Genomic DNA, 24210 nt, shown 5'->3' on the forward strand with positions numbered 1-24210 from the left:
GCGACGCCTGGTCACGTGTTTCACCATCTTTTCGGTAAACGAGCGGCCGAAACGAATCGAACCCGCGGGCGGCCGATACCGCCCGCGGGTCCGAAACGCGCGCAGTTCCGGCTTAGATGTTCGTGACCTGGATCACGAGATCGCCGCTGTAGTTGCCGTCGGCCAGACCCGAGGTGACCTCGATGCCGCCGCCGATGCCGATGCCGGTCTGGCTGCTGCCGGTGAGCACCGTGCTGAGCGACACCGTGCCGGGCGTGGCGGTGGTGGTCCCGCCGGTCCCGGTGGCGGCGGCGCTGGAGATCGACAGCGCCGAGACATTCAGCGTGTTGGTGCTGTTCGTCGTGGTGATCAGCGCGTTCAGCGTCATGTTGAGCTGCGCCGTCGAGGTGCCGGCCGTGTAGTCGAAGGCGCCGGCGGAGGCGCCGCTCGTGCTCAGCGAGCCGCCCGTCGTGCCGTCCGGCGCGACGGTCACGTTATCCGTGCCCGTCGCCGGGGCGGTGAAGCTGCCGAAGCCGAGGTTCTGGGCGTTGGTCACCGTGGCGGCGGCGACGACCGTGGCCGTGCCCGAAACGGTGGACGTGGCGGCCACGGCGTGGCCCGCGGTCAGGGCGCTCAGCGCGACGATGGCCGTACTGGTCAGTGCAAGCTTGCGCACGTTCATGGTTTGGCTCCTTCCTGCCAATTGGGCGGCCGGGTGAAACCCGGCTCCTCGCGTTCGTGACGTATGCGCCAGGGTGCCTTCGACACATTGGTTGCACAAGGCGCCGTCACACCGAGCGATCCGAGAGCGCATGTCCCCTACGGGCCGATCCACCGGACCGCTCAATTTCGAGATATTTGTACCCCTTCCCCGGTTAAGAAAAGGTAAACCATTGATGGGGTGCTACCTCAGGTTGTTTCGCTTCGCGGTGGCGCGTGGTCGCCGAGCGCGGTCAGGAGGGGCTCCAGCCGTTGCTCGAAGCGCCGCCACTTGGCGACCGACGAGCCGTAGATGGGCTGGCGCACCTGCATCTTGCTGGCGGTTTTGACGGGGCGCTCGGTTTCGTGGAAGGCGAGGCAGGCGTCGTCCCATTCCAGGCCCACGTGAGCGATGAGCCGGCGCGCCATGGTTTCCGTGTCGGCCACCACGTCCTCGTAATCCACCTCCAGGAAGCGACCCGGCATGACCTCGCGCCAGTGGTCCATGAGATCGGCGTAAAGCCGGTACTGCTCGCCCAGCTCGGTCAAGTCGAAGGACCAGTGCTGCCCGCGCGCGAAGTTCTGCTTGAAGCAGGAGAAACAGGTGTCCACGGGGTCGCGGCGGCAGTGGATGATCGCCGCCTTCGGCATGGCCGCCACGATGGCGCCCAGGTTGGCGAAATTGCCCGGCATCTTGTCGGTAATGCGCGCGGCATGCGGGGCATCCTGGCGCACGGTTTCAACGTAGCGCGGCCCGATTCGCGCGATCGTGTCCCGGTCGAACGTGCCCGTCTCCTGCATGATGGTGTTCATCAGTGGCAATTCGCCCGCGCCGTGGACCTCGGGGTGCGAGGAAATGATCTGCTCCACCAGCGTGGTGCCCGAGCGCGGCATGCCCACGATGAACACGGGAACGGGCGAGGGGTCGCCGGCGCCGGCCATCTCGTCCAGCCACTCGCGGGTGAAAACGGTCTTGATCCGCTTGACGCGCTCGCGCTGCGCCACCTGGTTGAACACCAGCCCGCGGCGGCGGACATCGTTGGCCTCCTGATAGGCGTCGAAGGCCTTGTCGTCCTCGCCGATCTGCTCGTAGGCCTTGCCCAGCGCGAAACACAGCCGCCCGCGCATGATGGGCGAGCGCGCGCTGTTGTAGAGCGCCTCCATGGCCCGGAGATCCGGGTCGTCCGGTGTGAAGCGCTTGCTGTTCGCGAGGGCGATGTAGGCGCCCGGCGTGTTGGGATCGATTTCGAGCGCCTGGCGCGCGTAGCGGTCGGCTTCCTCCGTCCGGCCGAGGATCTGGTAGAAATCGCCCAACCAGACGTAGGCCTGGGCGAAGCGGGGGGCGATCTCGATGGCCTTGTGCGCGGCCGCTTCAGCCTCGGCGTTGTTGCCGGCCCAGAAGTGGGCGGCGGCGAGGGCGTGGTGCGTCCACGCCAGATCGGGCTGCAGCTCGACCGCTTGACGCGCTTCGTCGATGGCCTCCTGGTACCGGCCGGCGAGGCTGAGCGCGCGTGCTAGCTTGGTGCGGGCCTGTGCTGAGTCGGGCGACAGCGAAACCGCGTGATTGACGACGGCTTCCGCCTCGTCCGCCCGGTCGGCCGCGATCAGCAGTTCCGCGTGCAGGAGGTGATAGTCCACCTCGTCGGGCGCGAGGTATACGGCCTGCTGGATGGCGTTTTCGGCCTTGGCGAACTCGCCCTGTTCGCGCAGGGCGTTGCTTAAATGCGCGTGCGCTTTGGCGTCGTCCGCATCGAGCGCAAGCGCGAAGCGGTGCGCCTTGGCCGCGTCCTCGAACCGGCCCTGGAGCTGGCGAGCGACGCCGAGGTTGTTGATGGCATCGCTGTAGTCCGCGGCCAACTCCGTGGCACGTTCGAAGGCGCTTTCCGCTTCCGCCAGCTTGGCCTGATCGAGCAGGGCGTTGCCGAGGTTGTTGTGCGCGAGCGCCGACTCGCTGTCGAGGGCCAGGGCGCGACGGCACGCCGCTTCGGCGTCGACCGGGCGGCCGAGGTCGCGGTAGGCGTTGCCCAGGTTGGCGTGCGCCTTGACCGCCTCCGGCTGGCGCGCGGCCAGATCCTCCCAGACCTCGACGGCTTCATGCAGACGGCCGCTCGTTTGCAACGCCCGGCCCAGGTTCAGCGCCGCGCTCGTGTGCTCGGGGTCGAGGGCCAGCGCCGCGCGGCAGCGCTCGATGGCTTCGTCGACTTCCCCGATGGTCACCAGCGCCAGGCCCAGGTTCCCGAGCATCCCGGCGTTGTCCGGAGCCAATTCGAGCGCCCGGCGCCAGTCGGCGACAGCATCCTCTGGCCGGCCCATCTCATGGGAGACAACGGCGTGAGCGTTGAGCACACCCGCATCGTCACCCTTGGCGGCGAGGGCCTTGTCCAGCAGGTCGCGCGTCTCCTGGCGTTTGCCCCGCGACCAGCACACCAGCGCCAGTTCGAACTGGGCGTCGGGCTCGTCGGGCGTGCTCTCCAGAATGTCGCGATACGCGCGCTCGGCGACGATCAGGTTGCCCGCATTGCGGTGTTTGCGAGCAAGTTGGAATGCCTCTTCCAGGGGAACCTGGCTGCTCGAACTCATGGCGTTCGGGCTCTCCTTCCTGGCGTGGCGCGTGGCGGTTCCACGAGCGGCCCGCGACGCCCACCGCTGTCACGTGATTTTGTGTATTCTACCCCGATAGAGTGCACGCAAGCGGCATTCAAGGAAAGCGGCTCAGCCGTGTTCTTCCTCGCGCACTTGGCGCAGGGCGTCGTGGTAGGCGCGCATCAGCTCCTCGCCGCGCAGGGCGCCGATGAAGCGGCCGCCGCGGCGGTCCTCCACGACGGGCAGGCTGCCCATCTTGGTCAGCCCGAAGAGGTCGAGCGCCTGCGCCAGGTCGTCGTGCAGCGTCAGCAGCGGGGGCGGGCGCTCCATGATGTCGCCGGCGGTCAGCGCGGCCCCGCCGGGCTCGTGCTCGTCCACGTTCGCCAGATCGCGCACCGTGACCACACCCTGTAGGCGCTGGCGGTCGTCCAGCACGAAGACCACCGGCACGCGCGAATGATGCAGCCCGGCGCGCAGCTCCTCGACCGGCGTGGTGCGCTTGGCCGTGGCGCAGTCGAGCGTCACCAGCCGGCGCACGAGCACGCCGTGCAGCACGGCGTCCTCCTCGCCCCCGCGCAGCGTCACGCCCCGGTGGGAAAGCTGCTTCTGGAACAGTGAGCGTGCGTAGAGATCGGTGGCGAGCTCGTTGGCGATAACGGTGGCGAACATCACCGCCACGGTCAGCTCGTAGTTCCCCGTCAGCTCGAAGATCATCAGGATGGTGGAGATGGGCGCGCCCAGGACGCTGCCGGCGACCGCGCCCATGCCGACCACCGCGTAGCCACCGTGGCTCGCCGCCACGCCGGGGGTGACTTCCGCCACCCCGATGCCGAACGCGCCGCCCAGCATGGCGCCGATGAACAGCGCCGGGGAGAACACCCCGCCGCCCCAGCCGGTGCCCAGCGAGATGCCGGTGGCGAACACCTTTACTCCGGCAAGCAGCAGCAGCATTTCCCAGGCGTAGGCTTCCGCCAGCGCCTGGTTGGTGGCGTGGTAGCCGACGCCCAGCACGTGCGGCAGGCCGAGCACCGCGATCACGCCCAGGCCGACGCCCCCGGCCGCCGGATGCAGCCACACCGGCAGCCGCAGGCGGTGCAGCACCGGGCGCACGTTCATCACCGCGAAGATCAGCGCGATGGCGGTCAGCCCGCTCGCCACCCCCAGCAGCGGGTAGGCCAGGAACTCCCACGAGGACGCGATGCTGTACTGCTCGATCAGCTGGAAGGTGGCGTGGCCGCCGAAGTAGGCGCGCGAGATCATCGTCCCCGTGACCGAAGCGATCACGATGGGGATGAAGGCGCGCATGGCGTAGTGGCCCAGCACCACCTCCAGCGCGAAGAAGACCCCGGCGATGGGTGCGTTGAAGGAGGCCGCGACGCCCGCCGCCACGCCGCAGCCGAGCAGCGTGCGCGTGGACGCGCGGCCCAGCGCCTGCCAGCGCGCGATCTGGTTGCCCAGCATCGCGCCCAGGTGGACCATCGGTCCCTCGCGCCCGACCGAGCCGCCGAAGCCGATGGAGACCACGTTCACCGCCGCCGCCTTGAGCCCCGTGACGAAGCCCAGGTCGCGGTTGGGATCGGATGCTGCGTCGATGACCTCGGGCACGGCCTGGGGCCGGCGGTCGGGCATGAAGCGGTGGACGAAGATGCCCACGATCAGCCCGCCGACGACGGGCGCCAGCAGGATGCGCCACCACGGCTGGCCCACAACCAGCGCCGCGATGGCGGCGTCGGGAAAGCCCAGGGCCACGCTCTGCGCGCCTTCGATGCCCAGGCGGAAGAGCACGGCCGCCGCCCCGGCCGCGGCCCCGACGACAACCGCCAGCACCAGCAGCAGCACGCGCTCGTGCCGCGCCGCGCGCTTGGACGTCAGGCGCATCAGCCAGCGGCGCATCCGGGGCGCGTGCGGGATGTGCATGCGGGCGGGGTCCTTCGCGCTGTCTGCGAACGTGCGGATGGATGCGCGATTCAGCCCGGCGGTGCAATCACCGGGTGCGCCCCCGGCCCACGCGGAAATGCATGAAGATGCCGATGCCCAGCAGGATCACGGCGCCGCCCGCGTACTGCGTCGCCACCGGCACCTCTCCGAGAACGGCGTAGGCCAGCGCCGAGGCGCCCACGGGCTCGAAGAGGATGGCGACCGCGATTACCGACGCGCCCACCCACTTCACGCTCCAGTTCAGAATGGAGTGGCCGAGCAGCGTCGGCCCGACCGCCATCGCCAGGAAGATGACCCAGTCGGCCGTGGGGTAGCCGCCGAGCGCGTGGCCCTGGGCGAGGTCGTAGACCAGCAGCACCGCCGTCGCCATGCCGTAGACCAGGAAGGTGTAGGGCATGAGGTCCAGGCGTTGGCGCACCGACTGCCCGACCATGAAATAGGCGGAAATCAGCATCGCGGCGAAGAGCGCCAGCGCGTCGCCCGTGAAGGCCTCCCCGGCGATACGCAGGTCGCCCCAGCCGATGATCCCGCTGCCCATGATCGCCAGCACGCCGCCCAGCAGCGCCGGCAGCGGCAGCCGCTCGCCGAACAGCAGCCAGGTGCCCACGAAGGCGAAGAGCGGCTGCAGGGTCACCAGCACGGTCGAGCTGGCCACGGTCGTCAGCGCCAGGGATTCGAACCAGGCGACGAAGTGGAACGCCAGAAACACGCCCGCGATCAGGCACAGCCCCAGGTCGCGCGGGCTCACGCGGCGCAGGGCCTGGCGGTGCCAGCCGAGCACGACGGGCGCCATGAGCGCCACGGCGAAGGCAAGCCGGTAGGTGGCGATCACGGGCGCGGGCGCGGTGGCGAGCCGCACAAGGACGGCGCTGGTCGACACCGCCGCGACGGCGAGCGCCACGCCCGCATAGGCGGCGGCGATCGGTTCCCGGGAAACGGTGGATTGGCTCATGACACGGGAGGCAAGCACATCATGCTTCCGGGATCGACCCTGGGGTGACTGGGCGGCGTTGACGCCCGACCGCGCACCGGCTACCCGGCGGACGCCCGGTTCCGGAGTTTTTCGTGCGCAGCTACCTCTCCTTCATCGCCGCCAACCCGTGGTTCCTGGCCTTCGGCTTCCTGGCCGCCTTCTTCTCCAGCTTCGGCCAGACCTTCTTCATCGCGATGTTCGGGGGCGAGCTGCGGGCGGCCTTCGACCTCTCCCACACCGCCTACGGCGCGCTCTACTCGGGTGCGACCCTGGCGAGCGGGCTGACGCTGACGGCCTTTGGACGGCTGATGGACCGCATGTCGCTGGAGCGCTACACGCTCGCGGTGTGCGTGGCGGCTGCGGCAGCGTGCGTGCTCATGGGGCTGACGCCCTCGGCCGTGTGGCTGGTGGTGGCGTTCTTCACGCTGCGGCTGACGGGGCAGGGGCTGCTGTCGCACCTGTCCAGTACCGCGATGGGGCGCGGCTTCACCACCGCCCGCGGCAAGGCCGTGAGCCTCGCCGCGCTGGGGCATCCGGCGGGCGAGGCCGTGCTGCCGGCGCTGGCGGTGGTGATGATCGGCGCGCTCGGCTGGCGCGGCAGCTGGCTGGCGATGGGCACGGTGCTGCTGGTGGGCCTGCCGGCGCTGATGCTGTGGCTGCTTCGGCGCGGGCGCCCCGAGGGCGAGAAGCGCGCGGCGCGCGAAGCCAGCGCGACCGCGCGCGAGCGCGACCGCTCCCTTGGGGGCGTGGCGCGCGACCCGCTGTTCACGGCGCTGGCGCTGTGCGTGTTGGTGACCCCGGTGGTGATCACGGGCATGTTCTTCCACCAGGTCGCGCTGATGGACGCGAAGGGCTGGAGCCTGTCCTGGCTGGCGACCTGCTACGTGGCCTTCGCCGCGACCACGACGCTGAGCGGCCTGATGGCGGGCTCGCTCGTCGACCGCCTGGGCACCCGGCGCGTGCTGCCGGGCTATCTGCTGCCGCTGGCGGCGGGGCTCGCCATCGTGGCGGTGGGCGAGGCGCGCTGGGTGCTGCCGCTGTACCTGGCGCTCGCGGGCGTGACCGCGGGCGCGAGCTTTACCGTGCTGGGCGCGCTCTGGGCGGAGGTCTACGGCACCGCGCACCTGGGCGCGATCCGCGGGCTGGTGCAGACCCTCGTCGTGCTGGGCAGCGCCGTGGCCCCGGTCCTGGTCGGCTGGCTGCTGGACGCCGGGCTCGGGTTCCCCGGCGTGGCGCTCATCTTCGCCGCGTACGCCATGGGCGCGGCGGCCTTGTTGGCTGGCCTGCAGCCGGCTTTGCGCACGCGAACGGCGGCCTGACCGGTTTTGCACCCGCTGCACGAAACCACACCGGGAATTTTAACCGAACCTTGATTTCCGGTATGGTGGTTTAACCCGTTCACCGGCGCGGGATGACGCGCCGGGGGTGTCGTGCGTCGTGGGTCCGCATGAGCGTCGCCGTTTTCACACTGCTGCCCGGGGTGTTCCTGATCGGGATCGGGGTGTACTGCGTCGTCGCGAGCGTCCGCACGCGCACCGCCTGGTTCGCCGTGGTCGCCGTCTTCGTCGGGCTGATGGCGGTTCATCAGGCGTTCGAACTGGCCGCGTGGCTGGAAACCGGCGTGTTTCCCAACCCGATCAAAGGCGAAATCCCGGAAACCACGGTGAACCTGCTGGGGGCGGCGATCGCGCTCCACCTCGTGCGTTCGCGCATGGCGCTGCAGCGCCAACTGCGCGAGCGCGAGCAGGCGGAAACGATCTTCCAGACTGTGCAGGACGCCATTTTCGTGCTGCGCGCCGCCGGCGACGGGCTGGTGGTGGAACGCACCAATCCCGCCTTCCGGGCCGCGTTCCTGCGCGGCGACGATCCCGGAACCGGGGTGCCGCTTGCTCAGATGGTGGCCGCCGGCGTCGCCGCCGCCATCGAACCGGTGGTCGGGGAGGTCCACGCCGACGCGGCGGCGGAACGGGTCGTACAGCTCGATGTGCCGGAGGCGGGCTCCTACTGGCACGTCCGGATCGTGCCGGTGCCCGGACGCCGCGGCCCCACCCGGTTTGTCGGCGTGGCGCGGGACGTCTCGCGCCAGATGTGGGAGCAGCACCGCCGCGAAGCGCACCTGGAGGACGAGCGGGTGCGCGCCGAGCGGGCCAACGCGGCGAAGACCAGCTTTCTGGCCCGCATGAGCCACGAGCTGCGCACGCCCCTGAACGCCATCCTGGGCATGGCCGAGGTTATCCGCGACCGCGTCATGGGCGACGATCTGGACCGCTACAGCACCTACGCGGCCGACATTCACACCAGCAGCGAACACCTCCTGGCGCTTATCAACGACCTGCTCGACATGTCGCGCCTGGACAGCGACCGCTACGAACTCGACCCGCGCCGCGTCGACACGGCGGAAGTGCTGCGCCACGCGGGCAGCATGGTGCAGGCCCAGGCCGACCGCGCCGGCGTCCACCTCGACGTGGCCGCCGAGGCGCCGCCGCTCCTCGCCGACGAGCGCGCGCTGCGCCAGATGGTCGCCAACCTGTTGACGAACGCGGTCAAGTTCACCGAGGCGGGGGGCCGCGTGCGCGTGCGCGCGGCCACTGATGCCGCCGGCTGGCTGGCGATCACGGTCGCCGACGACGGCGTCGGCATTCCGCCCGAGGATCAGGCGCGCATCCTGGAACCGTTCGAGCAGGGGCGCGAGCGCGTCTCCGCCGACCGGGCCGGCGGCACCGGGCTCGGCTTGGCGATCTGCCACAAGCTGATGCGGCTGCACGACGGCGAACTGCACCTGGACAGCACGCCGGGCGCGGGGACGACCGTGACCCTCCGGTTCCCGCCCGGCCGCGTGATGGCGCCCTCTGCCGCCGAGCGCGAAGTGACCGCCTAACCTCAGCCCTCGGGAATCACGCCGCAGTAGGCGCGCGTGCCGCCGTGGCTGTGGGCGTGGTCGCCGTGGCCGCCGTCGTCGGCCGTGCGCGGGCCGTAGCGGTCGGGCATGGCGTGGATCATCAGCGCGTGGCCGCGCACGTCCGACACCGAGAGCCGGGGCGCCAGCACCGGGATGGTCGAGCGCCCGCCCGGCTCGACGTAGAGGTTGGGCAGGTCGCCGAGCGCCCCGGGCAGGTAGGGGCCGGTGTACGCGCCCGTGCCTTCGGGGTCGTAATGACCGCCGGCCGCCGCGCCCGCGACCATCTCGCCGTCGCGCTCGGCCGGGGCGCAGGTACCGTTTTCGTGCACGTGCGCCGCGTGGGGCCGGGCCTTGCCCATCCCCTTCAGGTTCGGGATCACCAGCAGGCCGTGCGGGCTGTCGCGCAGCGTGATCGTGCCGACGGCCTTGCCGGTTCCCTCGGTGCTGATGCGATGGATCGTGACTTTGGCGCCCTGCGTGTCGCCGCTTGAACCGGCGGCGGCCGGCTGCGGCGTCGCCATCGGGGCTGCCAGGATCGCGGCCGCGCTCGCCACGGCGCCAAGCGCGGCCGCGGGGCGGCTCGTCGTCCCGCGGGTCATCATGCCGCGAACCTAGGCAGCCCGGCGTGGGACCACGATGGGGCGGCCTGTCGCAGCGCTCAGCCGGCGCTGCGGCGCACGAGGCCGCGAAGGCCGCCGACGGTCTGCGCCAGCGCGAACAGAATCGCGGCGACGACCACGATCGCGGGGCCGGAGGGAATGTCCCAGGTCATCGACCCCGCCATGCCGCCGAGCACGGCGAGCACGCCCGCGCCCGCGGCGTAGACGGCCATCGTCTCCGGGGTGTCGGCCAGCCGCCGCGCCGCCGCCGCGGGGATGATGAGCATCGAGGTGATCAGCAGGATGCCCACGATCTTCATGGCGATGGCGACCAGCACGGCCAGCATCAGCATGAAGGCCAGGCGCACCAGCAGCACAGGGATGCCCTCGGCGGCCGCCAGCTCGGCGTGCACGGACACCATCAGCAGCCAGCGCCACAGCGCCACCAGCGCGCCCAGCGTCACCGCCCCGGCGCCGTAGATCCACAGCAGGTCCGTCCAGCTCACCGCCAGCACGTCACCGAAGAGGTAGGTGAGCAGATCCACGCGCAGGCCGGTGAGGAAGCTCAGGACCACCAGCCCGGTCGCCATGCCGCCGTGGGCCAGGATGCCCATGAGGGTATCGTCGGCCAGCACGTGCTGGCGCTGGAGCAGCACCAGCAGCAGCGCCACCACGATCGCCGCCGCCGCGATGCCGAACATCGGGTCGATGCCCAGCACCACGCCCAGCGCGATCCCCAGGAAGGCGTTGTGGGCCAGCGCCGTGCCGAAATAGGCCATGCGCCGCCACACCACGAAGCACCCCAGCGGCCCGGCGACGAGCGCCACGCCCACGCCGGCCATGATCGCCCGCCAGACGAACGCGGCTTCCCAAATCATACTGGGTCGGCCTCCTGCTGGTTCATACGGACGCTCATTGAGCGGAACCTACGACAAGTCGAGGATGTACCAGCGGAGTCTCGCCAGGGTCCTTTCTCCTTTCAGGAGAAAGACAGAATGAGGCCATGAGTTCCGCTCATTGCGCATACGTATCAGCTCTCGGGAAGGCCGGTACTGGGCACCTCGCCTGTTGGGATCATTGCGGCTCGGTCTCCGGGCACGCGTCCGCGCCCGCCTCGGCGGGCACGACCTCGCCGCTGGGGGTGTGCTTGTGGTGGTGGGTGTGCGCGTAAACCGCCGCCGCGCGCGCCGCCGCCGTGCCGAAGAGGTGCAGGTATTCGGGGTGCTGGCTGACGGACTCCGGCTGGCCGCGGCAGCAGACGTGATGGTTGAGGCACACCACCTCCTCGGTTCCCCGCATCACGAGGTGGAGGTCGTGGCTGACCATCAGCACCGCGAAGCCGTGCTGCGTGCGCAGCCGGCCGATCAGGTCGAAGAGGTCGAGCTGCCCGCCCAGGTCCACGCCCTGCATGGGTTCGTCCAGCACCAGCAGGTTCGGCCGCCGCAGGAGTGCGCGCGCCAGCATGACGCGCTGGAACTCCCCGCCGGACAGGCTCTGCACCGGCTTGTCCTGGGTGTAGCCGACCCCGACCTCGCTCAGCGCCGCGCCGATGGTGTGGCGCGCGTAGCGCTTGGGCAGCCCCAGGAAGTGCGCCACGGTGATCGGCAGCGTCCAGTCCAGCGCGAAGCGCTGCGGCACGTAGCCCACGCTCAGCCCCTTGCGCCGGTGCACCTTGCCGGCGTGCGGGCGCTGCAGCCCGAGCACCACGCGCGCCAGGGTCGTCTTGCCCGCACCGTTGGGCCCGATGATGGTCACCGTGCGGCCGGGGGCGAGGTCGAGGTCCACGTCGTCCAGCACGCGCGTTCCCGAGAAGCCGACGCGCACGCCGCGCACGCGCACCAGCGGCTCGGCGTTATCCGTGGCGGCCATTTGCGGGCTCCGACGGGGCGGGTTCTTCAGGGCGGCAGCCTGGGCAGGTTCCGCTGATCTCGACGGTCTCGCGCTCGACCGCGAAGCCGACGGCTGCCGCCTCGCGCGCGATGGCGCGATCCGTGCGTGCGTCCGCGACCTCCGCGGCCGTGCCGCAGTGCCGGCAGATCAGGAAATGCCCGACGTGCTCGGTTCCGGGGTGGGGGCAGCCAATGTAGGCGTTCAGGCGCTCGATGCGATGGATGAAACCGTGATGCAAGAGGAAGTCGAGCGCCCGGTAGACGGTCGGCGGCGCCACGCGCCCGCGCTCCTGCGAGAGCGCGTCCAGCACGTCATAGGCGCCCACGGGCCGGTGGCCCTGCCACACCAGCTCCAGCACGCGCCGGCGCAGCGCCGTCAGGCGCACGCCGCGCGCGTCGCACACGCGCTCGACGGCGTCGAGCGCCGCGCGCACGCACTGCGCGTGGTCGTGGTCGGCTGCCGGGAACGCCCGGGGCGTCGGTGCCGCGTGGGCCATTGTGGGGTCCCCCGTGGTGTGCTCGCCGGTCGGCGTGGCCGTTGACGGCTTGTTCAGACCGTTGACAGCGGGAAGCTATAATATAACGTATCTGGCTCGCAAGGCGTCGACGGAGACGGGATGGGGGCGATGCGTCGCGGTTTTCGGGCCAGCTTGGTTGCATGCTTGGCGGTGCTTGCCGGGGTTGTCGCGGGCCCGGCGGCGGCTGCGCCAAAGGTGGTGGCGAGCGTCAAGCCGGTCCACAGCCTCGTTGCCAGCGTCATGGACGGTGTGGCGACCCCGGAGCTGCTGGTGTCCGGCGGGCAGTCGCCGCACACCCATTCGTTGGCGCCCTCGGACGCGGCGGCGCTGTCGCGGGCCGATCTCGTCGTCTGGGTGGGGCCGGCGCTGGAAGCCTTCCTGACGCGGCCGATGGCGAACCTCGTGGACGCCGACGCGCGGCTGCGGCTATCGGAAGCCGACGGCGTACGTCTCTTGGAAACGCGGACCAGCGGCGTCTGGGACGGCGGTCACGGGCACGACCACAGCGGCGACGGCGGCGGTCACGCGCACGGCGAGGGCAAGCGCCCGCCGGCTGACCGCACGGACCCGCACATCTGGCTGGACCCCGCCAACGCCAAGGCGGTCGTGCGCGCAGTGGCGCAGCGGCTGCAAGCGCTCGAACCCGCGAACGCGGACGCCTACGCCGCGAACGCCGCCGCGACGCGCAAGCGAATCGATGCGGTCGACGCCGAGGTGCGCGAGCGCATCGCGCCGGTTCGCGACGTGCCCTATGCCGTCTTCCACGACGCCTATCACTACTTCGAGCGCCGCTACAGGCTGAACGCGGTGGGCAGCATCACGCTCAGCCCCGAACGCCGGCCGAGCGCGCGGCGGCTCCAGGCCATCCGCGAGACGGTGGGTGAGCGCGGGGCCGCCTGCATCTTCCGCGAGCCCCAGTTCGCGCCGCAGCTGGTGCGCACCGTGGCCGAGGGGACCGACGTGCGCGTGGGCGTGCTCGACCCCCTGGGCGCGGCCATCGCGCCGGGGCCGGATCTCTATCCCAAGCTCATGCGCGGCCTCGCCACCTCGCTGCGCCGCTGTCTCGGCGGCAAGGCAGCGGATTGAAGCCCGGCCAGGAAGCGGGTACCACCCGGTCAGTCGTTTCCTGGCCGCGTGGGCGTGAGCGATGGACCAGCGCTATCTCTTGATCGTCGGCTCGCCGCGATCCGGAACCACGCTGCTGACGGCGATGTTGGGCCGTCACCCGGCGCTTGCCGTCACCAACGAGGACAAAACCCGCGCCTGGCACAACGTCGTCGGCAAGCCGGTGGTGGGCGTGAAGCTCTGCGTGCCCAATGACATTGAGCTGGATAGCAGCTGGCGCACCGCGATCCGGCGGCGGCTGCGGCGGATCGCGATGTACAACCGCCACAACCTCGGCATCCCCGGCCCGCGCATGAAGGTGAAGAGCATCTATTCCGTCCGCGACTTCCAGCGCTGGCCGGACACGCAGATCCTCGGCATCCTGCGCGATCCGCACGAGGCCGTCGCGTCGATCCGCGAACGCGGCGGCCACGGCGAGGGCGAGGCGCGGCACCGCTGGACGCGCGCCGTTGAGGTCATGCACCAGGTCATGCAGGAGACGCCCGAACGCGTCCGCGTGGTCGATTTCGACCGGCTGGTTCGCGAGCCGGAAAGCACGATGCGCGGGCTGTGTTCCTGGCTGGACGTCGCCTACGATCCCGCCGTGATCGGCGGGGAGACGCCGCACTACCGCCTCACCGGCATCGATCCGGACAAGGCCGGCAACCGCGGCGAGGCCCGTTTCGACCACCCGGTGTTCGACGACACGCCGGGCCTGCGCGAGAAGTACCGCGCGCTGGTCGCGGCCGCGGCGCCGGGCGGGGAGGCCGCGGCGGCGTGACCCTTTCCCTGCGCCACGGCGCGCACCTTGGCGGGCGCGTGCTCCACGAAACGGCGACGACGCTGCGCCACGCCGTGCCCGGGTTGGTGCGAACGCCGTTTTGCGGCGGCGGAGAGTTGGTGCGCGCGCAGGCCCAGCTGATCCGGCACGTGGCGGCCTTCCGCGAGTCCACGACCGCGTACGCGCGCCTGCGCCGGCTGATCGCCCGGCACGGCGACGCGGGCCTGGACCTCGCGCCCGATCCGCCGCGGCCCGAGCGCTTCGTCGTCTTCATCGGGCAGAGCCGCAGCGGCCATTCGCTCGTGGGCTCGCTGCTGGACGCGCATCCCGAAATCGCCATCGCGCACGAGATGCACGCGCTCAAGCACCTCGCGGCGGGCGCGGCCTTCGACGACGTGCTCGCGGCGGCGGCGCTGAACGCCCAGATCTTTCAGCGCCTGGGCCGCAGCTACACCGGCTACGACTACGCGGTCGCCGGCCAGCATCAGGGCACCTGGACGCTCCTCGTCGCGGCGGGCGACAAGAAGGGCAACGGCAGCACGCGCGTGCTTCAGCGCCGGCCGGACGCGGTGGCGGCGGCCGAAGCGCGGCTGCCCGTGCCGGTGTGCTACGTTAATGTCGTGCGCGATCCCTGGGACAACGTGGCGACCAAGGCGCTGCGCACGGGCCGGCCGGTGACGGAAGCCGCGCGCATCTTCACCGCCAACGCGCGCACGATCGCCGAGTTGACCGAGCGCGCGCCCGAGCGGGTGAGCACGCTCCACCTGGACCAGCTGATCGCCGAGCCGGCGCCGGTGCTGCGGCAATTGATCGCTTTCCTGGGCGCGAGCGCGCCCGAGCGGGCCTACCTGGATGCCTGCGCGGCCCTGCTGTTCACGAAGCCGAGCCGCACGCGCGAGCGCGTGACCTGGTCCGCCGAAGCGGTGGCGGAATTGGACGCGGCCTGCCGCGACATTCCCTTCCTGCAGCGCTACGCGCGCGGCGCCGAAGCGGACTCCGCGCCAGCATAGGCGAGACTCGGGGGCACGGCGGGTGCCACGCCGAGCATCCGGCGCACGGCAGCCACCGAGCGGATCAGGGCGTCAAGTTCGCGCGCCGGCGGCTGCTCCACCAGGAGCTGCCCGTCCGACGTCCACGACGCCAGGCCACCCGCCACGAGCGCGCGGTGCACGGCGGCGATCTCGCGCGGCGGGGTGACGATGCCGCGCCGCGTCAGGGCAGGCAGCGCCGGGCGGGCCAGCGCGGCCGCACCCGCCAGGACCCGCGCGCCCAGCCGCATGGGCAGCGGCACGACGTGCACCGGCTTGCCCGTGGCGCAGGTGTCCGACAGCGCCGAGACGCTGTCGCCGCTGACGACGAAGCGGTCGGCCAGCGCCAGATACGCCGTGAACGGGTTGGGCTGGCTGCGATCGCGGTCCCAGCGATAGACGTTCGCCGGCACGCTCAGCGCCTGCTCGGCCGCCGCCGCGGCGTTCGCCGGGGTGCGTGGCCCGGTCGTCATCAGTACCGAGCCGCCGGCGCGGGCCGCCAGGGCGTCGGCGGTCGCCGCGATGCGCCGGGCCGTCGCGGTGTCCAGCCGGTGCGAGGACGAGGGGCCGCCCAGGATGCAGCCGATGCGCGGGCGCGGCAGATGCGCCAGGCGGGGTTGCCATTCCGCCGCCGCGGCCGCCAGGGCCTGGGTGGTGACGCCGTTCAACGGCAAGAGGTTGTGCAGCACGTTGGGGGCTTGGGGCAGGCCGTACTGCGGCGTGGTGATCACGAGGTCGAACCACGCCAGCGGTGCGCGCGGCCGGCCGATCTGCACCAGCCGGGGGCTTCCGTTCGCCTGACGCTTGATCCAGCGCGCCACCGGCACGCTGCGCTGCCCGGTGCCGATCACGACGTCGGGCCAGGGCGGCCGCAAGTGCTCGCCGCCGCTGCGCAGCGACCGCGGCGAAGCGCCCTGCAGCCCTTTGGGCACATGGTGCCACGGGTTGTGGGCCAGGGGAATTTCGCGGTAGGGCCAGCCCAGGGCCTCCGCGAGCTGCCGGGCCTGGACGTTATCGCCCGTGCGCGCGCCCATGAGGACCCAGATGCGCGGCGGCTCACCCGAGGTGGCGGTGGTTCGCGCGGTCTCCCCGGCCTGGTCGGGCCGCGCCCCGATCTTGTCCGTCGATGGCCGCACGCGTCCGCCTCCAAGCGGGCTGCCCGGCCGGGATGCCCGGTCGGGCGCGGGCGAGATCAGGTCAATTCGTGGGGAAGCCGGCGAACCGCTTCCCGGAGCCCGTCGTACGCCGTCGCGAGCTGGTCGTCCGTGATCCCGAACGGCGGCATCAGGTAGACGACGTTGCCCAGCGGCCGGATCAAAAGCCCCTTCTCGCGGAAGAACCGCTTCAGCCACGGCCCCGCCGCCGAGCGGTACCCGCCGGAATCGTCGCCCAGCTCCACGTCGAATGCCATCAGCGTGCCGTAAACGCGCGGGCGCGTCACCACGTCTTCCTTCATCAACTCCGCCAGGGCGTCGCGGTGCTGTTGCTCGATGTGGGCGCGCTGGCGCGTGCAGCGCTCGCCCTCCAACAGGTCGAGCGAGGCCAGCGCGGCGGCGCAGGCCAGCGGGTTCGCCGTGAAGGAATGGCCGTGCAGGAAGGCGCGGTCGATGCTCTCGCCCAGGAAGGCGTCGTGGATGTAATCCTGTGTGACGGTCAGGGCCATGGGCAGGAAGCCGCCCGTCAGCCCCTTGGACAGGCAGATCAGGTCCGGCGTCACCTCCGCCTTGAGGCAGGCGAACTGCTCGCCCAGGCGCCCGAAGCCGGTCATGACCTCGTCGAAGATCACCAGCACGCCGTGGTGGTGCAGGCGGTGGGCGACCGCGCGCAGAAACTCGGGGCGGTGCATGCGCATGCCGCCGGCGCCCTGGACCAGGGGCTCGATAATGGCGGCGGCGGTGCTGTGGCCGTACTGCTCCAGGTGGGTGTCCAGACGCGCCAGGGCCTCCTGCTCGCGCTTCTCGATCTCGGTGTCGCCGTCGAAGGTGGGCGGCACGGGCGCGACGTCCACCGGGAAGAGCAGGTCGTTGAAGGGGTCGAAGAACTGCGAGGACACGCCCGCCGACATCGCGCCCACGGTGTCGCCGTGGTAGCCACCGTCGAACGCCAGGAAGCGGGTGCGCCCGCTGTCGCCGACGTTCTGGCAGTACTGCAGTGCCATCTTGAGCGCCACTTCGACGGCCGTGGAGCCGTTGTCGGAGAAGAAGGTGCGGTTCAGCCCGCCCGGCAGGATGTGCGCCAGCCGCCGGCTGAGCTCCGCCGCCGGGGCGTGGGTGTTGCCGGCGAAGATGACCTGCTCGACCGTCTGCGCCTGGCGGTGGATGGCCTCGACGATCTCCGGCTGGGCGTGGCCGTGCAGCGTCGTCCACCAGGACGAGATCATGTCCAGGTGCTGGTGGCCCTCGGTGTCCTCCAGCACCGCGCCGTACGCGCGCGCCACCGGGATGGGGTCGGGCGCGGTGCCGGCCTGGGTGAAGGGGTGCCAGATGTAGCGCCGGTCGCTGGCGAGCAGCTCTTCAGTCGTGGTCATCGCGGGGCTCCGCTGTCGATCACGCCGGTGGCGGCGAGGCGGTCCATCAGGCCCGGCTGGGTGTCCAGCGCCGCCGCCACGGCCGCGGCGTCTGGCGTTTCCATGTGGGGAATGGGCCCGAAGACCGGCGTGGGCGCAAGGGCGTTGAGGGTCGCGGCGTTGTCGCGCTGGATCGCCGCGGCGTCCGCATCCGCCGGCACGGTTTCCGTCAGGATGGTCGCGGCCACGGGAATGCGGCGGGCGCGCAGGGCTTCCAGCGTCAGCAGGGTGTGGTTGAGCGTCCCCAGCCCGGCGCGGGCGACCAGGAGCGCCGGCAGGCCAGTCGCGGCGACGAGGTCGGTCATGAAGCGCTCGCCGTCGAGCGGCACGAGCACGCCGCCCGCGGCCTCGCACACCATCGTGCCGTACTGGCCGCGCAGCGCGGTGAGCGCCCGCGTGATGACGGCGAGGTCGACTGGCCGCTCCGCCTCGCGCGCGGCGAGGTGCGGGCTGCACGCGGGTTCGTAGCAGCACGGCGCCATGCGCGCGTAGGTTTCCGCGTCGGGCGCGAGGTCCGTCCCCGCCAGCAGGGTGTCCAGGTCGGGCGCCCGCCAGCCGGTTTCGGTCCGGGTCGCGCCCGTTTGGACCGGCTTCATGGGTGCGGCATCGACGCCGTGCCCGCGCAGCCAGCGCAGCAGGCCGGCGGTGACGATCGTCTTGCCGGCGTCGGTGTCGGTGCCGACGACGAAACAGCCGCTCATGCGCCTTTCTCCGCCACCAGGATGAGCACGCGGAAGGTCAGGGTGGCACTGCCGTCGGCGTCCGCGTAGGCTGCCAGCGCACGCCGCAGCGCGCCAACGCTCGCCGGCCGCCCAGCGTCCGGCCGCCGCGCCGTGGCGCCGAGCGCGCGCAGGGTGCGCAGGGCCGCCAGCGCGTCCGGGCACTGCTGCGTCAGCGCCGTTTCCGCGTCCGCGATCGGGGTGGCGCCCGCGCCGCGGACGGCGTTGCGGTACGTCGCGGCGGCCGGGTAGGCAATCCCCGGCCAGGGGCGGCCCGTCTGCCGGCGGTACGCGCCCGCCAGCGCGTCCAGGCTGCCGGGCAGGGGCACGCACGCGGCCACCAGCCCGCCCGGCGGCAGCGCGGCGGCCCAGCGCCCCAGCACGCCGGGGCCGTCGGGCATCCAGTGCAGGGCGAAGCTGCTGGCGACGAGGTCGGCGGGCCGCGCCGGGGCCGTGACGGCATCGGCGACGGCGAAGCTGTGCTCGGGCCAGCGCTCGCGGCAGCGCGCAACCATGCCCTCGGCCATGTCCAGGCCCGTCACGCGCGCGCCCGGATAACGCCGCAGCAGCGCCGCCGTGAGCAGGCCGGTGCCGCAGCCCAGATCGACCATCTCGCGCACGTCACGCCCGGCGGGCAGGCGCGCCGTCAGCGCGTCCGCCGCGTGGCGCTGCACGGCCGCCGCCGCGTCGTAGGTCTCGGCCGCCGCCGAGAAGCGCTCGGCGACCGCGCTCGGGTCAGGCGCCAGCGTCACGGGCAACCTCCGTCAAGGCGGCGGCGATCGTCTCCGGGTGGCTGAAGGGCAGCGCGTGGCCGCCGTCGAGCGGGATGAAGCGCGCCGCCGGCATCGCGTGCGCCAGCCGTTCGCCCGCCGCGACCGGAACGATGGCGTCCGCGCGGCCGTGGATCACGGCCGCTGGCACCGTGACCGCCGCCGCCGTCGCGCGCAGGTCCGTTTCGGCGAGGTGGTCCAGCCCGTCCGCCAGCCGCGCGCGCGGCACACCGGTGGTGGCCCGCTCGCGCCAAGCGTCGGCGGTTTCGCCCGCCTCGGGGGCCGCCGCCCGCCGCCAGAAGTCCGCCAGCACGCGCTCGGGATCGCGCGTTACGCCCAGGCGCATGCTGCGCAGACCGCGCGCGTCCGCGCCTGGATGGTCTTCATCCGCCAGGAAGCGCGCGGGCGTGCCCACCAGCACGAGGCCCGCGACCGCGTGGGGCTTCCTCGCCGCCGCCGCGAGCGCGAGCTGTCCACCGAGCGACCACCCCACGAGCACGGGCGGCGTGGCGGCCTGGTCGAGCATGGCGTCCAGCGCCGTCGGCGGCTCGCCGAGCGCGTCCCACCACGCGCACATGACCCCCTGCCATTGCCGGCACACGGCGTTGAAGGCGCAGGCGTCGCTGCCCCAGCCGGGGATGTAGAGCGGCCACGTCATCTCTCGCGCGCCACCCCGCAGACGTCCGCGGCCTCGGCGAAGGCGTCCGCCGCGCGGTCGAGCAGGCCCGCGTCGTCGTGCGCCAGCGTGACCGACACACGCAGGCGCGCGGTGCCCGGCGGCACCGTGGGTGGGCGCATGGCGCCGCAGATGACGCCGCGCTCACTGAGCGCGTCCGCCATCGCCCGCGCCTGCTCGTTGTCGCCGATGTGGACGGGCAGGATGGGCGACTGCGCCGCCGGAACCCGGAAGCCGCGCGCCGTCAGCCGCGCCGCCAGCCCGCGCGCCACCGCCAGCAGCCGCGCGCCCATCCGGCCGCCGTCTTCGCGAATGCGCCGCAGGGCCGTCTGCGCCGCCGCCGCGCTCGCGGGCGGCAGGCCCGTCGTGTAGATGAAGGCGCGCGCGTGGTTGATGAGGTAGGCGCGCAGCCGCGCGTCGCAGACCGCGAAGCCGCCGTAGCCGCCGACCGCCTTGCCGAAGCCGCCGGTGAGCACGTCGGCCCGCACGCCCGCCGCCGCGCACGCTCCCGCGCCGCCGGGGCCGAGCACGCCCAGCGCGTGCGCTTCGTCGACGATCAGCAGCGCCCCGTGCCGCCGCGCCACGGCGGCGATTTCGGCGAGCGGCGCCACGTCGCCGTCCATGCTGAACACGCTGTCGGTGACAACGAGCGCGGGCGCGCTCTCGCAGCCAGGGTTTTTGCCCAGCAGGGCGTCCAGGTGCTCGGGATCGTTGTGGCGGTAGCGCTGCCAGCGCGCCCCGGCCAGACGCACGCCGTCCAGAAGGCTGGCGTGGTTCAGGCGGTCGCAGAACACCGGCGTCCCCCGCCCGGCGAGCGCGCTGAGCACCCCCAGGTTGGCGAGGTAGCCGCTGCCGAAGACGAGCGCGCTCTCGCCGCCCATGACGGCGGCCAGCTCGGCCTCCAGGGCCTCGTGGACGGGCAGCGTGCCGGTGACGAGGCGCGAGGCGGTCGCCCCGGCGCCCCAGGCCCGCGCGGCTTCCGCCGCCGCGTCACACACGACAGAGTCGCGGGCAAGGTCGAGGTAATCGTTGCCCGCGAAGTTGATGCCGGCGTCCCCCTCCGCTGCCGGCCGGGTCGTTAGGCTGCGCAACAGCCCCTGCTCGGCGCGCTCGCGAAGCGCCTGATCCACCCAGGTCCGGTTTGCGCTGTCGCTGGCGCTCACGCCACCTCCGGGCTCAGGCCGGCTGCGCGGCGGTCTCGTCCGCGCCCGCTTCCTCGCTCGTGCCCGCGTCCTCCGGCTCGATCTCCACCTCGAAGCCGAGGTCCTGGATCATCGCCGCCGTCTCCGAGGCGAGCTGGCCGTCGGTGGTGAGGTAGCCCTCCACGAACACCGAGTTGGCCGGGTAGAGCGCCAGCGGCTGCAGGCTGCGCAGGTTGACCTCGCGCCCGCCGGCCACGCGCACGTCCGCCGCCGGCAGCAGGAAGCGCGCCAGCGCCAGCACCTTGAGGCAGTAGCGCGGGGTCAGGCCGCTGTCGATGTTTTCGAAGGGCGTGCCCTCGATCGGGATCAGGAAGTTGAGCGGCACGGAGTGCGGCTCGATCTCGCGCAGGTGGAAGAGCATGTCGACGATGTCTTCGTTGCTCTCCCCTTGGCCGACGATGCCGCCCGAGCACAGCTCCAGCCCCGCGTCCTGGGCGTTCGCCAGGGTCGCCACGCGGTCGGCGTAGGTGTGCGTGGTGCAGATGTTGGGGTAGTGCCGCTCGGAGGTGTTGAGGTTGTGGTTGAGGCGGTCCAGCCCCGCCGCCTTCAGGCGCTCGGCCTGATCGCTCTTGAGCAGCCCGATGGACAGGCAGGTGTCGATGCCGACCTCGTCCTTGATGCGCGAGATGACGCGGCAGAGGTTGTCGATCTCGCGGTTGGTCGGCCCGCGCCCCGAGAGCGCCATGCAGTAGCGCCGCGCGTCCAGATCCTTGGCGTGCCGGGCCTCCTTGAGGAACTGCTCGTCGTTCCACATGCGGTATTTCTCGATCGCCGCCGTGGAGATCTTCGACTGCGCGCAGTAGTGGCAGTCCTCGGGGCACAGCCCGCTCTTGACGTTGCTCAGCCGGTGCACGTGCACCTTCGACCCGCGCCGCTGGCGGCGCACGCGGTAGGCGGCGTGCAACAGGGCCAGCAGGTCGTCGTCCGACGATTCCAGGACGGACAGCGCCTGCTCGCGCGTCAGCGCGTCGCCGGCGATCGCCGTCTCGGCGAGGGTGTCGAAGCTGGGCTCGGGCATCGGGTCGGTCCTCTCGGGCGCGCCCCGGTTCGGCGGGGCGGTCTCAATTCTCACGCACGTGGCTCGCGGGGATGGGCCGGGCCGGGAACCCGGCGCGAACCGGACGCTAATTCAAGCCCGCGCCCGCGTCCATGCTGGTTTTCCCACGCGTCACCGCAGTTTTCGCGCGGGTTTTTTCGCACGCGCGCCGCATCTCCGTGGAACTTTTGCGGCGCCGGCCTGTCGGACCACATAGACGCGCAGGATGCGCGAGCCCGGGGGGCCGATGCCCGACGACACTTTCCGCTGGATGCTCACATGCGAGACGCCGCGCCTGCGCCGCTTCGCCACGGCGCTGACGGGTGACGCGGAGCGCGCGGACGATCTCGTGCAGGACACGCTGGAACGGGCGCTGCGCAAGCGCCGGCTGTGGGCCGGGACGGGCAGCATGCGGAGTTGGCTGTTCAAGCTGCTCTACCGCGTGCACCTCAACCAGCGGAGCCGCGCGCGCACCGAGGCATCGGCCCTCACGGCCGTGGAATACCGGGACACCGGCAGCATGCCGGCCAACCAGGACAGCCACGTCGAGGTGCTCAATGTCTCCGTGGCCCTGCGCGCGCTGCCGGCGGAGCAGCGCGACGCCGTTCTGCTGGTGGGCCTGGAGGGCATGGCCTACGACGAAGCCGCGGATGTGCTCGGCGTCCGCGTGGGAACCCTGAAGTCGCGCCTCTACAGGGGGCGCGAGGCCCTGTGGGCGATCCGCCGGGGCGACGTCGCGGCGACGCAGACGAAGGTGCGCTCATGACGACCGACGATTCGATCACCGATCTGGACCTGCTGGCCTACGCCGATGGCCGGTTGGACGCCGGACGCGCGGCGCGCGTCGAGGCCTACCTGGCCGAGCGGCCCGCGCTGCGCGACCAGATCGCCGATTTCGCCCGGCAGAACGCCGACCTGCACGCCTGCTTCGACCGCTACGCGGAAGCCGAGATTCCCGAGCGCATGCGGGCGGTGCTGAACGGTGCGCGCACGGAGCGTCCGCGCTGGCCGTCGGCGGCGATGCGCGCCGCGGCCGCGGTGGTTCTCATGCTCGCGGCCGGGGTGGGCGGCTGGTACGCGGGCGCCGGCGGCATGCTTCAGCCCGACGGGTCGCGCGATCTGGTCGCGCGCACCGCAAGCCTGCACGAGGGAGAGCCGGCGACCGAGCCGGTTTCGGCGGGCACGCCCGAAGGTACGGCTGTGCTGGACTCGCTTCGCGAGCGTGCCGCGCTGCCGGCCCGGGCGCCGGAGTTGCGCCGGCACGGCTACCGCCTGATGAAGGTCGAGCGCGTCGAGATGCAGGGCACGCGCGGCGTGGTGCTGCACTACGACGGTCGCGGGGAGCAGCGCGTGGACGTGGTGCTGCGCCCGCGCTGGGACGAAACGCCGGCGCGCGTGGAAACCACCACCCGCGGCGACGTGGGCCTCGCGCACTGGCGCGAGGGGCCGCTGGAGGTGGCGGTTGCCGGTCCCCGCGACGAGCGCGAGTTGCGCGATCTGGCGCAAGCGCTGCGGCGATCCCTTCGCGCTTCGGGCAGTGGTGCGCCCTCGCAGCTGCGGCCGGACGAACCTTCACTGCAACGCAAACAGGAGGTTCAGGCCGCCAACGATCCGGACACCATGGTTCTTTCGCCCAGCCTGTCGCCGCAGCCGGCGGCGATCGGGGAAAATGTCCAACCGTGATGGAACTTTCGCCGCGCCGGCCTGTCCTCACGATGGATAGCACCCAACGGTGCAGGCCGCCGTCGGCCTGCGACGGTGGCCGATAACCACTGCAAAGGAGTTTCTGAATGACCCGAGTTGCGACCCGTTCCCTGGCCGCCGCGCTCACGCTCGCCTTCGCTGCGGCCGCCGGTCAGCCGGCCCTGGCGCAGAGCGACAACAGCGGCAATTCCGGCGGACAGAGCAAGCAAGACGTCAAGACGGACTGGAGCGAGAAGAAGCTGGAGCAGTTCGCCACCGCCGCGACCGACGTGAAGGAGGTCTTCGAGGAGTACCGCCCGAAGATCAAGAACGCCGAGAACGCCGATCAGGCGAACAAGATGCAGAAGCAGGCCAGCGACGATGCCGCCAAGGCGGTCAAGAGCTCCGGCCTGAGCGTTCAGGAATACAATCGCATCAATCAGGCGATCCAGGCGGACAAGGGCCTGCGCGACCGCGTGATGAAGATCATCCGCAAGCAGCAGGGCCAGGGTCAGGGCCAGGGCCAGCAGTAAAGCGGCGGCGCTGACCGGGTCGCGGTGGCCGAAAC

At 71.8% G+C, this 24210-nt stretch carries 23 protein-coding genes; 8 read left to right on the plus strand and 15 right to left on the minus strand.

The annotated features are described in order from the left end of the window. Nucleotides 1–112 precede the first annotated feature (112 nt). The 4 genes from BLQ43_RS02460 to BLQ43_RS02475 form a co-directional block, all read right to left on the minus strand. Entirely contained in the window at nucleotides 113–661 is a 549-nt protein-coding gene (locus BLQ43_RS02460; RefSeq protein ID WP_176758474.1) for a DUF4402 domain-containing protein, read from the minus strand. Nucleotides 662–888: 227 nt separating this feature from the next. Beyond that, complete coding sequence (locus tag BLQ43_RS02465; protein WP_090018518.1) at nucleotides 889–3258, minus strand: tetratricopeptide repeat-containing sulfotransferase family protein; 2370 nt, start codon at nucleotides 3256–3258, stop codon at nucleotides 889–891. Nucleotides 3259–3390: 132 nt separating this feature from the next. Then, complete coding sequence (locus BLQ43_RS02470) at nucleotides 3391–5178, minus strand: chloride channel protein (protein ID WP_090018519.1); 1788 nt, start codon at nucleotides 5176–5178, stop codon at nucleotides 3391–3393. A gap of 67 nt (nucleotides 5179–5245) precedes the next feature. Next, complete coding sequence (locus tag BLQ43_RS02475; RefSeq protein ID WP_090018520.1) at nucleotides 5246–6151, minus strand: DMT family transporter; 906 nt, start codon at nucleotides 6149–6151, stop codon at nucleotides 5246–5248. Between the two features lie 113 nt (nucleotides 6152–6264). Here BLQ43_RS02475 and BLQ43_RS02480 point away from each other — a divergent pair, with 113 nt between their 5' ends. Both BLQ43_RS02480 and BLQ43_RS02485 read left to right on the plus strand, forming a co-directional pair. Further along, a complete protein-coding gene (locus BLQ43_RS02480) occupies nucleotides 6265–7491 on the plus strand; it encodes an MFS transporter (protein ID WP_090018521.1) in 1227 nt (408 codons plus the stop codon). Nucleotides 7492–7619: 128 nt separating this feature from the next. Beyond that, a complete protein-coding gene (locus BLQ43_RS02485; protein ID WP_176758475.1) occupies nucleotides 7620–9050 on the plus strand; it encodes a PAS domain-containing sensor histidine kinase in 1431 nt (476 codons plus the stop codon). A gap of 2 nt (nucleotides 9051–9052) precedes the next feature. Here the strand turns inward: BLQ43_RS02485 and BLQ43_RS02490 are convergent, their stop codons facing one another. From BLQ43_RS02490 to BLQ43_RS02505, 4 genes are all read right to left on the minus strand, one after another. After that, on the minus strand, nucleotides 9053–9592 hold the full coding sequence (locus tag BLQ43_RS02490) for a superoxide dismutase family protein (RefSeq protein WP_176758476.1): 540 nt from the start codon (nucleotides 9590–9592) through the stop codon (nucleotides 9053–9055). Nucleotides 9593–9729: 137 nt separating this feature from the next. Beyond that, entirely contained in the window at nucleotides 9730–10548 is an 819-nt protein-coding gene (locus tag BLQ43_RS02495) for a metal ABC transporter permease (RefSeq protein ID WP_090018524.1), read from the minus strand. 196 nt (nucleotides 10549–10744) lie between these two features. Then, on the minus strand, nucleotides 10745–11539 hold the full coding sequence (gene znuC / locus BLQ43_RS02500; protein WP_090018525.1) for a zinc ABC transporter ATP-binding protein ZnuC: 795 nt from the start codon (nucleotides 11537–11539) through the stop codon (nucleotides 10745–10747). After that, nucleotides 11523–12056, minus strand: coding sequence for a Fur family transcriptional regulator (locus tag BLQ43_RS02505; protein ID WP_090018526.1), 534 nt, complete (start codon nucleotides 12054–12056; stop codon nucleotides 11523–11525). The genes znuC and BLQ43_RS02505 overlap by 17 nt, the downstream gene beginning before the upstream one ends. Before the next feature lie 219 nt (nucleotides 12057–12275). Here BLQ43_RS02505 and BLQ43_RS02510 point away from each other — a divergent pair, with 219 nt between their 5' ends. From BLQ43_RS02510 to BLQ43_RS02520, 3 genes are all read left to right on the plus strand, one after another. Further along, nucleotides 12276–13163 carry a zinc ABC transporter substrate-binding protein gene (locus BLQ43_RS02510; protein ID WP_245659416.1) on the plus strand — a complete coding sequence of 296 codons (888 nt, stop codon included), beginning with the start codon at nucleotides 12276–12278 and terminating at the stop codon, nucleotides 13161–13163. Between the two features lie 61 nt (nucleotides 13164–13224). Next, nucleotides 13225–13962: a sulfotransferase family protein gene (locus BLQ43_RS02515; RefSeq protein ID WP_090018528.1), complete on the plus strand. Its 738-nt coding sequence runs from the start codon at nucleotides 13225–13227 to the stop codon at nucleotides 13960–13962. After that, a complete protein-coding gene (locus tag BLQ43_RS02520) occupies nucleotides 13959–14972 on the plus strand; it encodes a sulfotransferase (protein WP_176758477.1) in 1014 nt (337 codons plus the stop codon). The genes BLQ43_RS02515 and BLQ43_RS02520 overlap by 4 nt, the downstream gene beginning before the upstream one ends. Here BLQ43_RS02520 and BLQ43_RS02525 read toward each other — a convergent pair. The 7 genes from BLQ43_RS02525 to bioB are packed head-to-tail and all read right to left on the minus strand — an operon-like array spanning nucleotide 14933 to nucleotide 21941. Then, nucleotides 14933–16126 carry a mitochondrial fission ELM1 family protein gene (locus tag BLQ43_RS02525; protein ID WP_090018529.1) on the minus strand — a complete coding sequence of 398 codons (1194 nt, stop codon included), beginning with the start codon at nucleotides 16124–16126 and terminating at the stop codon, nucleotides 14933–14935. The genes BLQ43_RS02520 and BLQ43_RS02525 overlap by 40 nt on opposite strands. A 56-nt stretch (nucleotides 16127–16182) precedes the next feature. Beyond that, on the minus strand, nucleotides 16183–17517 hold the full coding sequence (gene bioA, locus BLQ43_RS02530) for an adenosylmethionine--8-amino-7-oxononanoate transaminase (RefSeq protein WP_090018530.1): 1335 nt from the start codon (nucleotides 17515–17517) through the stop codon (nucleotides 16183–16185). Next, entirely contained in the window at nucleotides 17514–18257 is a 744-nt protein-coding gene (bioD, locus tag BLQ43_RS02535; RefSeq protein ID WP_090018531.1) for a dethiobiotin synthase, read from the minus strand. Before bioD ends, bioA begins: the two co-directional genes overlap by 4 nt. Continuing rightward, nucleotides 18254–19027: a class I SAM-dependent methyltransferase gene (locus tag BLQ43_RS02540; protein ID WP_176758478.1), complete on the minus strand. Its 774-nt coding sequence runs from the start codon at nucleotides 19025–19027 to the stop codon at nucleotides 18254–18256. Before BLQ43_RS02540 ends, bioD begins: the two co-directional genes overlap by 4 nt. Beyond that, nucleotides 19011–19703 carry an alpha/beta fold hydrolase gene (locus BLQ43_RS02545; RefSeq protein ID WP_090018533.1) on the minus strand — a complete coding sequence of 231 codons (693 nt, stop codon included), beginning with the start codon at nucleotides 19701–19703 and terminating at the stop codon, nucleotides 19011–19013. The genes BLQ43_RS02540 and BLQ43_RS02545 overlap by 17 nt, the downstream gene beginning before the upstream one ends. Then, nucleotides 19700–20884 carry an aminotransferase class I/II-fold pyridoxal phosphate-dependent enzyme gene (locus BLQ43_RS02550; RefSeq protein WP_218119090.1) on the minus strand — a complete coding sequence of 395 codons (1185 nt, stop codon included), beginning with the start codon at nucleotides 20882–20884 and terminating at the stop codon, nucleotides 19700–19702. Before BLQ43_RS02550 ends, BLQ43_RS02545 begins: the two co-directional genes overlap by 4 nt. A 13-nt stretch (nucleotides 20885–20897) precedes the next feature. Next, on the minus strand, nucleotides 20898–21941 hold the full coding sequence (gene bioB, locus BLQ43_RS02555; RefSeq protein WP_090018534.1) for a biotin synthase BioB: 1044 nt from the start codon (nucleotides 21939–21941) through the stop codon (nucleotides 20898–20900). Between the two features lie 265 nt (nucleotides 21942–22206). On the opposite strand from bioB, the gene BLQ43_RS02560 reads away from it, so the two are divergent. The 3 genes from BLQ43_RS02560 to BLQ43_RS02570 all read left to right on the plus strand — a co-directional run bounded on the left by BLQ43_RS02560 (nucleotide 22207) and on the right by BLQ43_RS02570 (nucleotide 24175). Then, nucleotides 22207–22725, plus strand: a complete 519-nt coding sequence (locus tag BLQ43_RS02560; protein WP_218119091.1) for a sigma-70 family RNA polymerase sigma factor — start codon at nucleotides 22207–22209, stop codon at nucleotides 22723–22725. Further along, a complete protein-coding gene (locus BLQ43_RS02565; RefSeq protein WP_090018535.1) occupies nucleotides 22722–23642 on the plus strand; it encodes an anti-sigma factor family protein in 921 nt (306 codons plus the stop codon). The genes BLQ43_RS02560 and BLQ43_RS02565 overlap by 4 nt, the downstream gene beginning before the upstream one ends. A gap of 107 nt (nucleotides 23643–23749) precedes the next feature. Further along, entirely contained in the window at nucleotides 23750–24175 is a 426-nt protein-coding gene (locus BLQ43_RS02570; RefSeq protein ID WP_090018536.1) for a DUF4168 domain-containing protein, read from the plus strand. Nucleotides 24176–24210: the final 35 nt, after the last annotated feature.

It is taken from the genome of Limimonas halophila, from assembly GCF_900100655.1.
GTDB classification, from domain to species: domain Bacteria; phylum Pseudomonadota; class Alphaproteobacteria; order Kiloniellales; family Rhodovibrionaceae; genus Limimonas; species Limimonas halophila.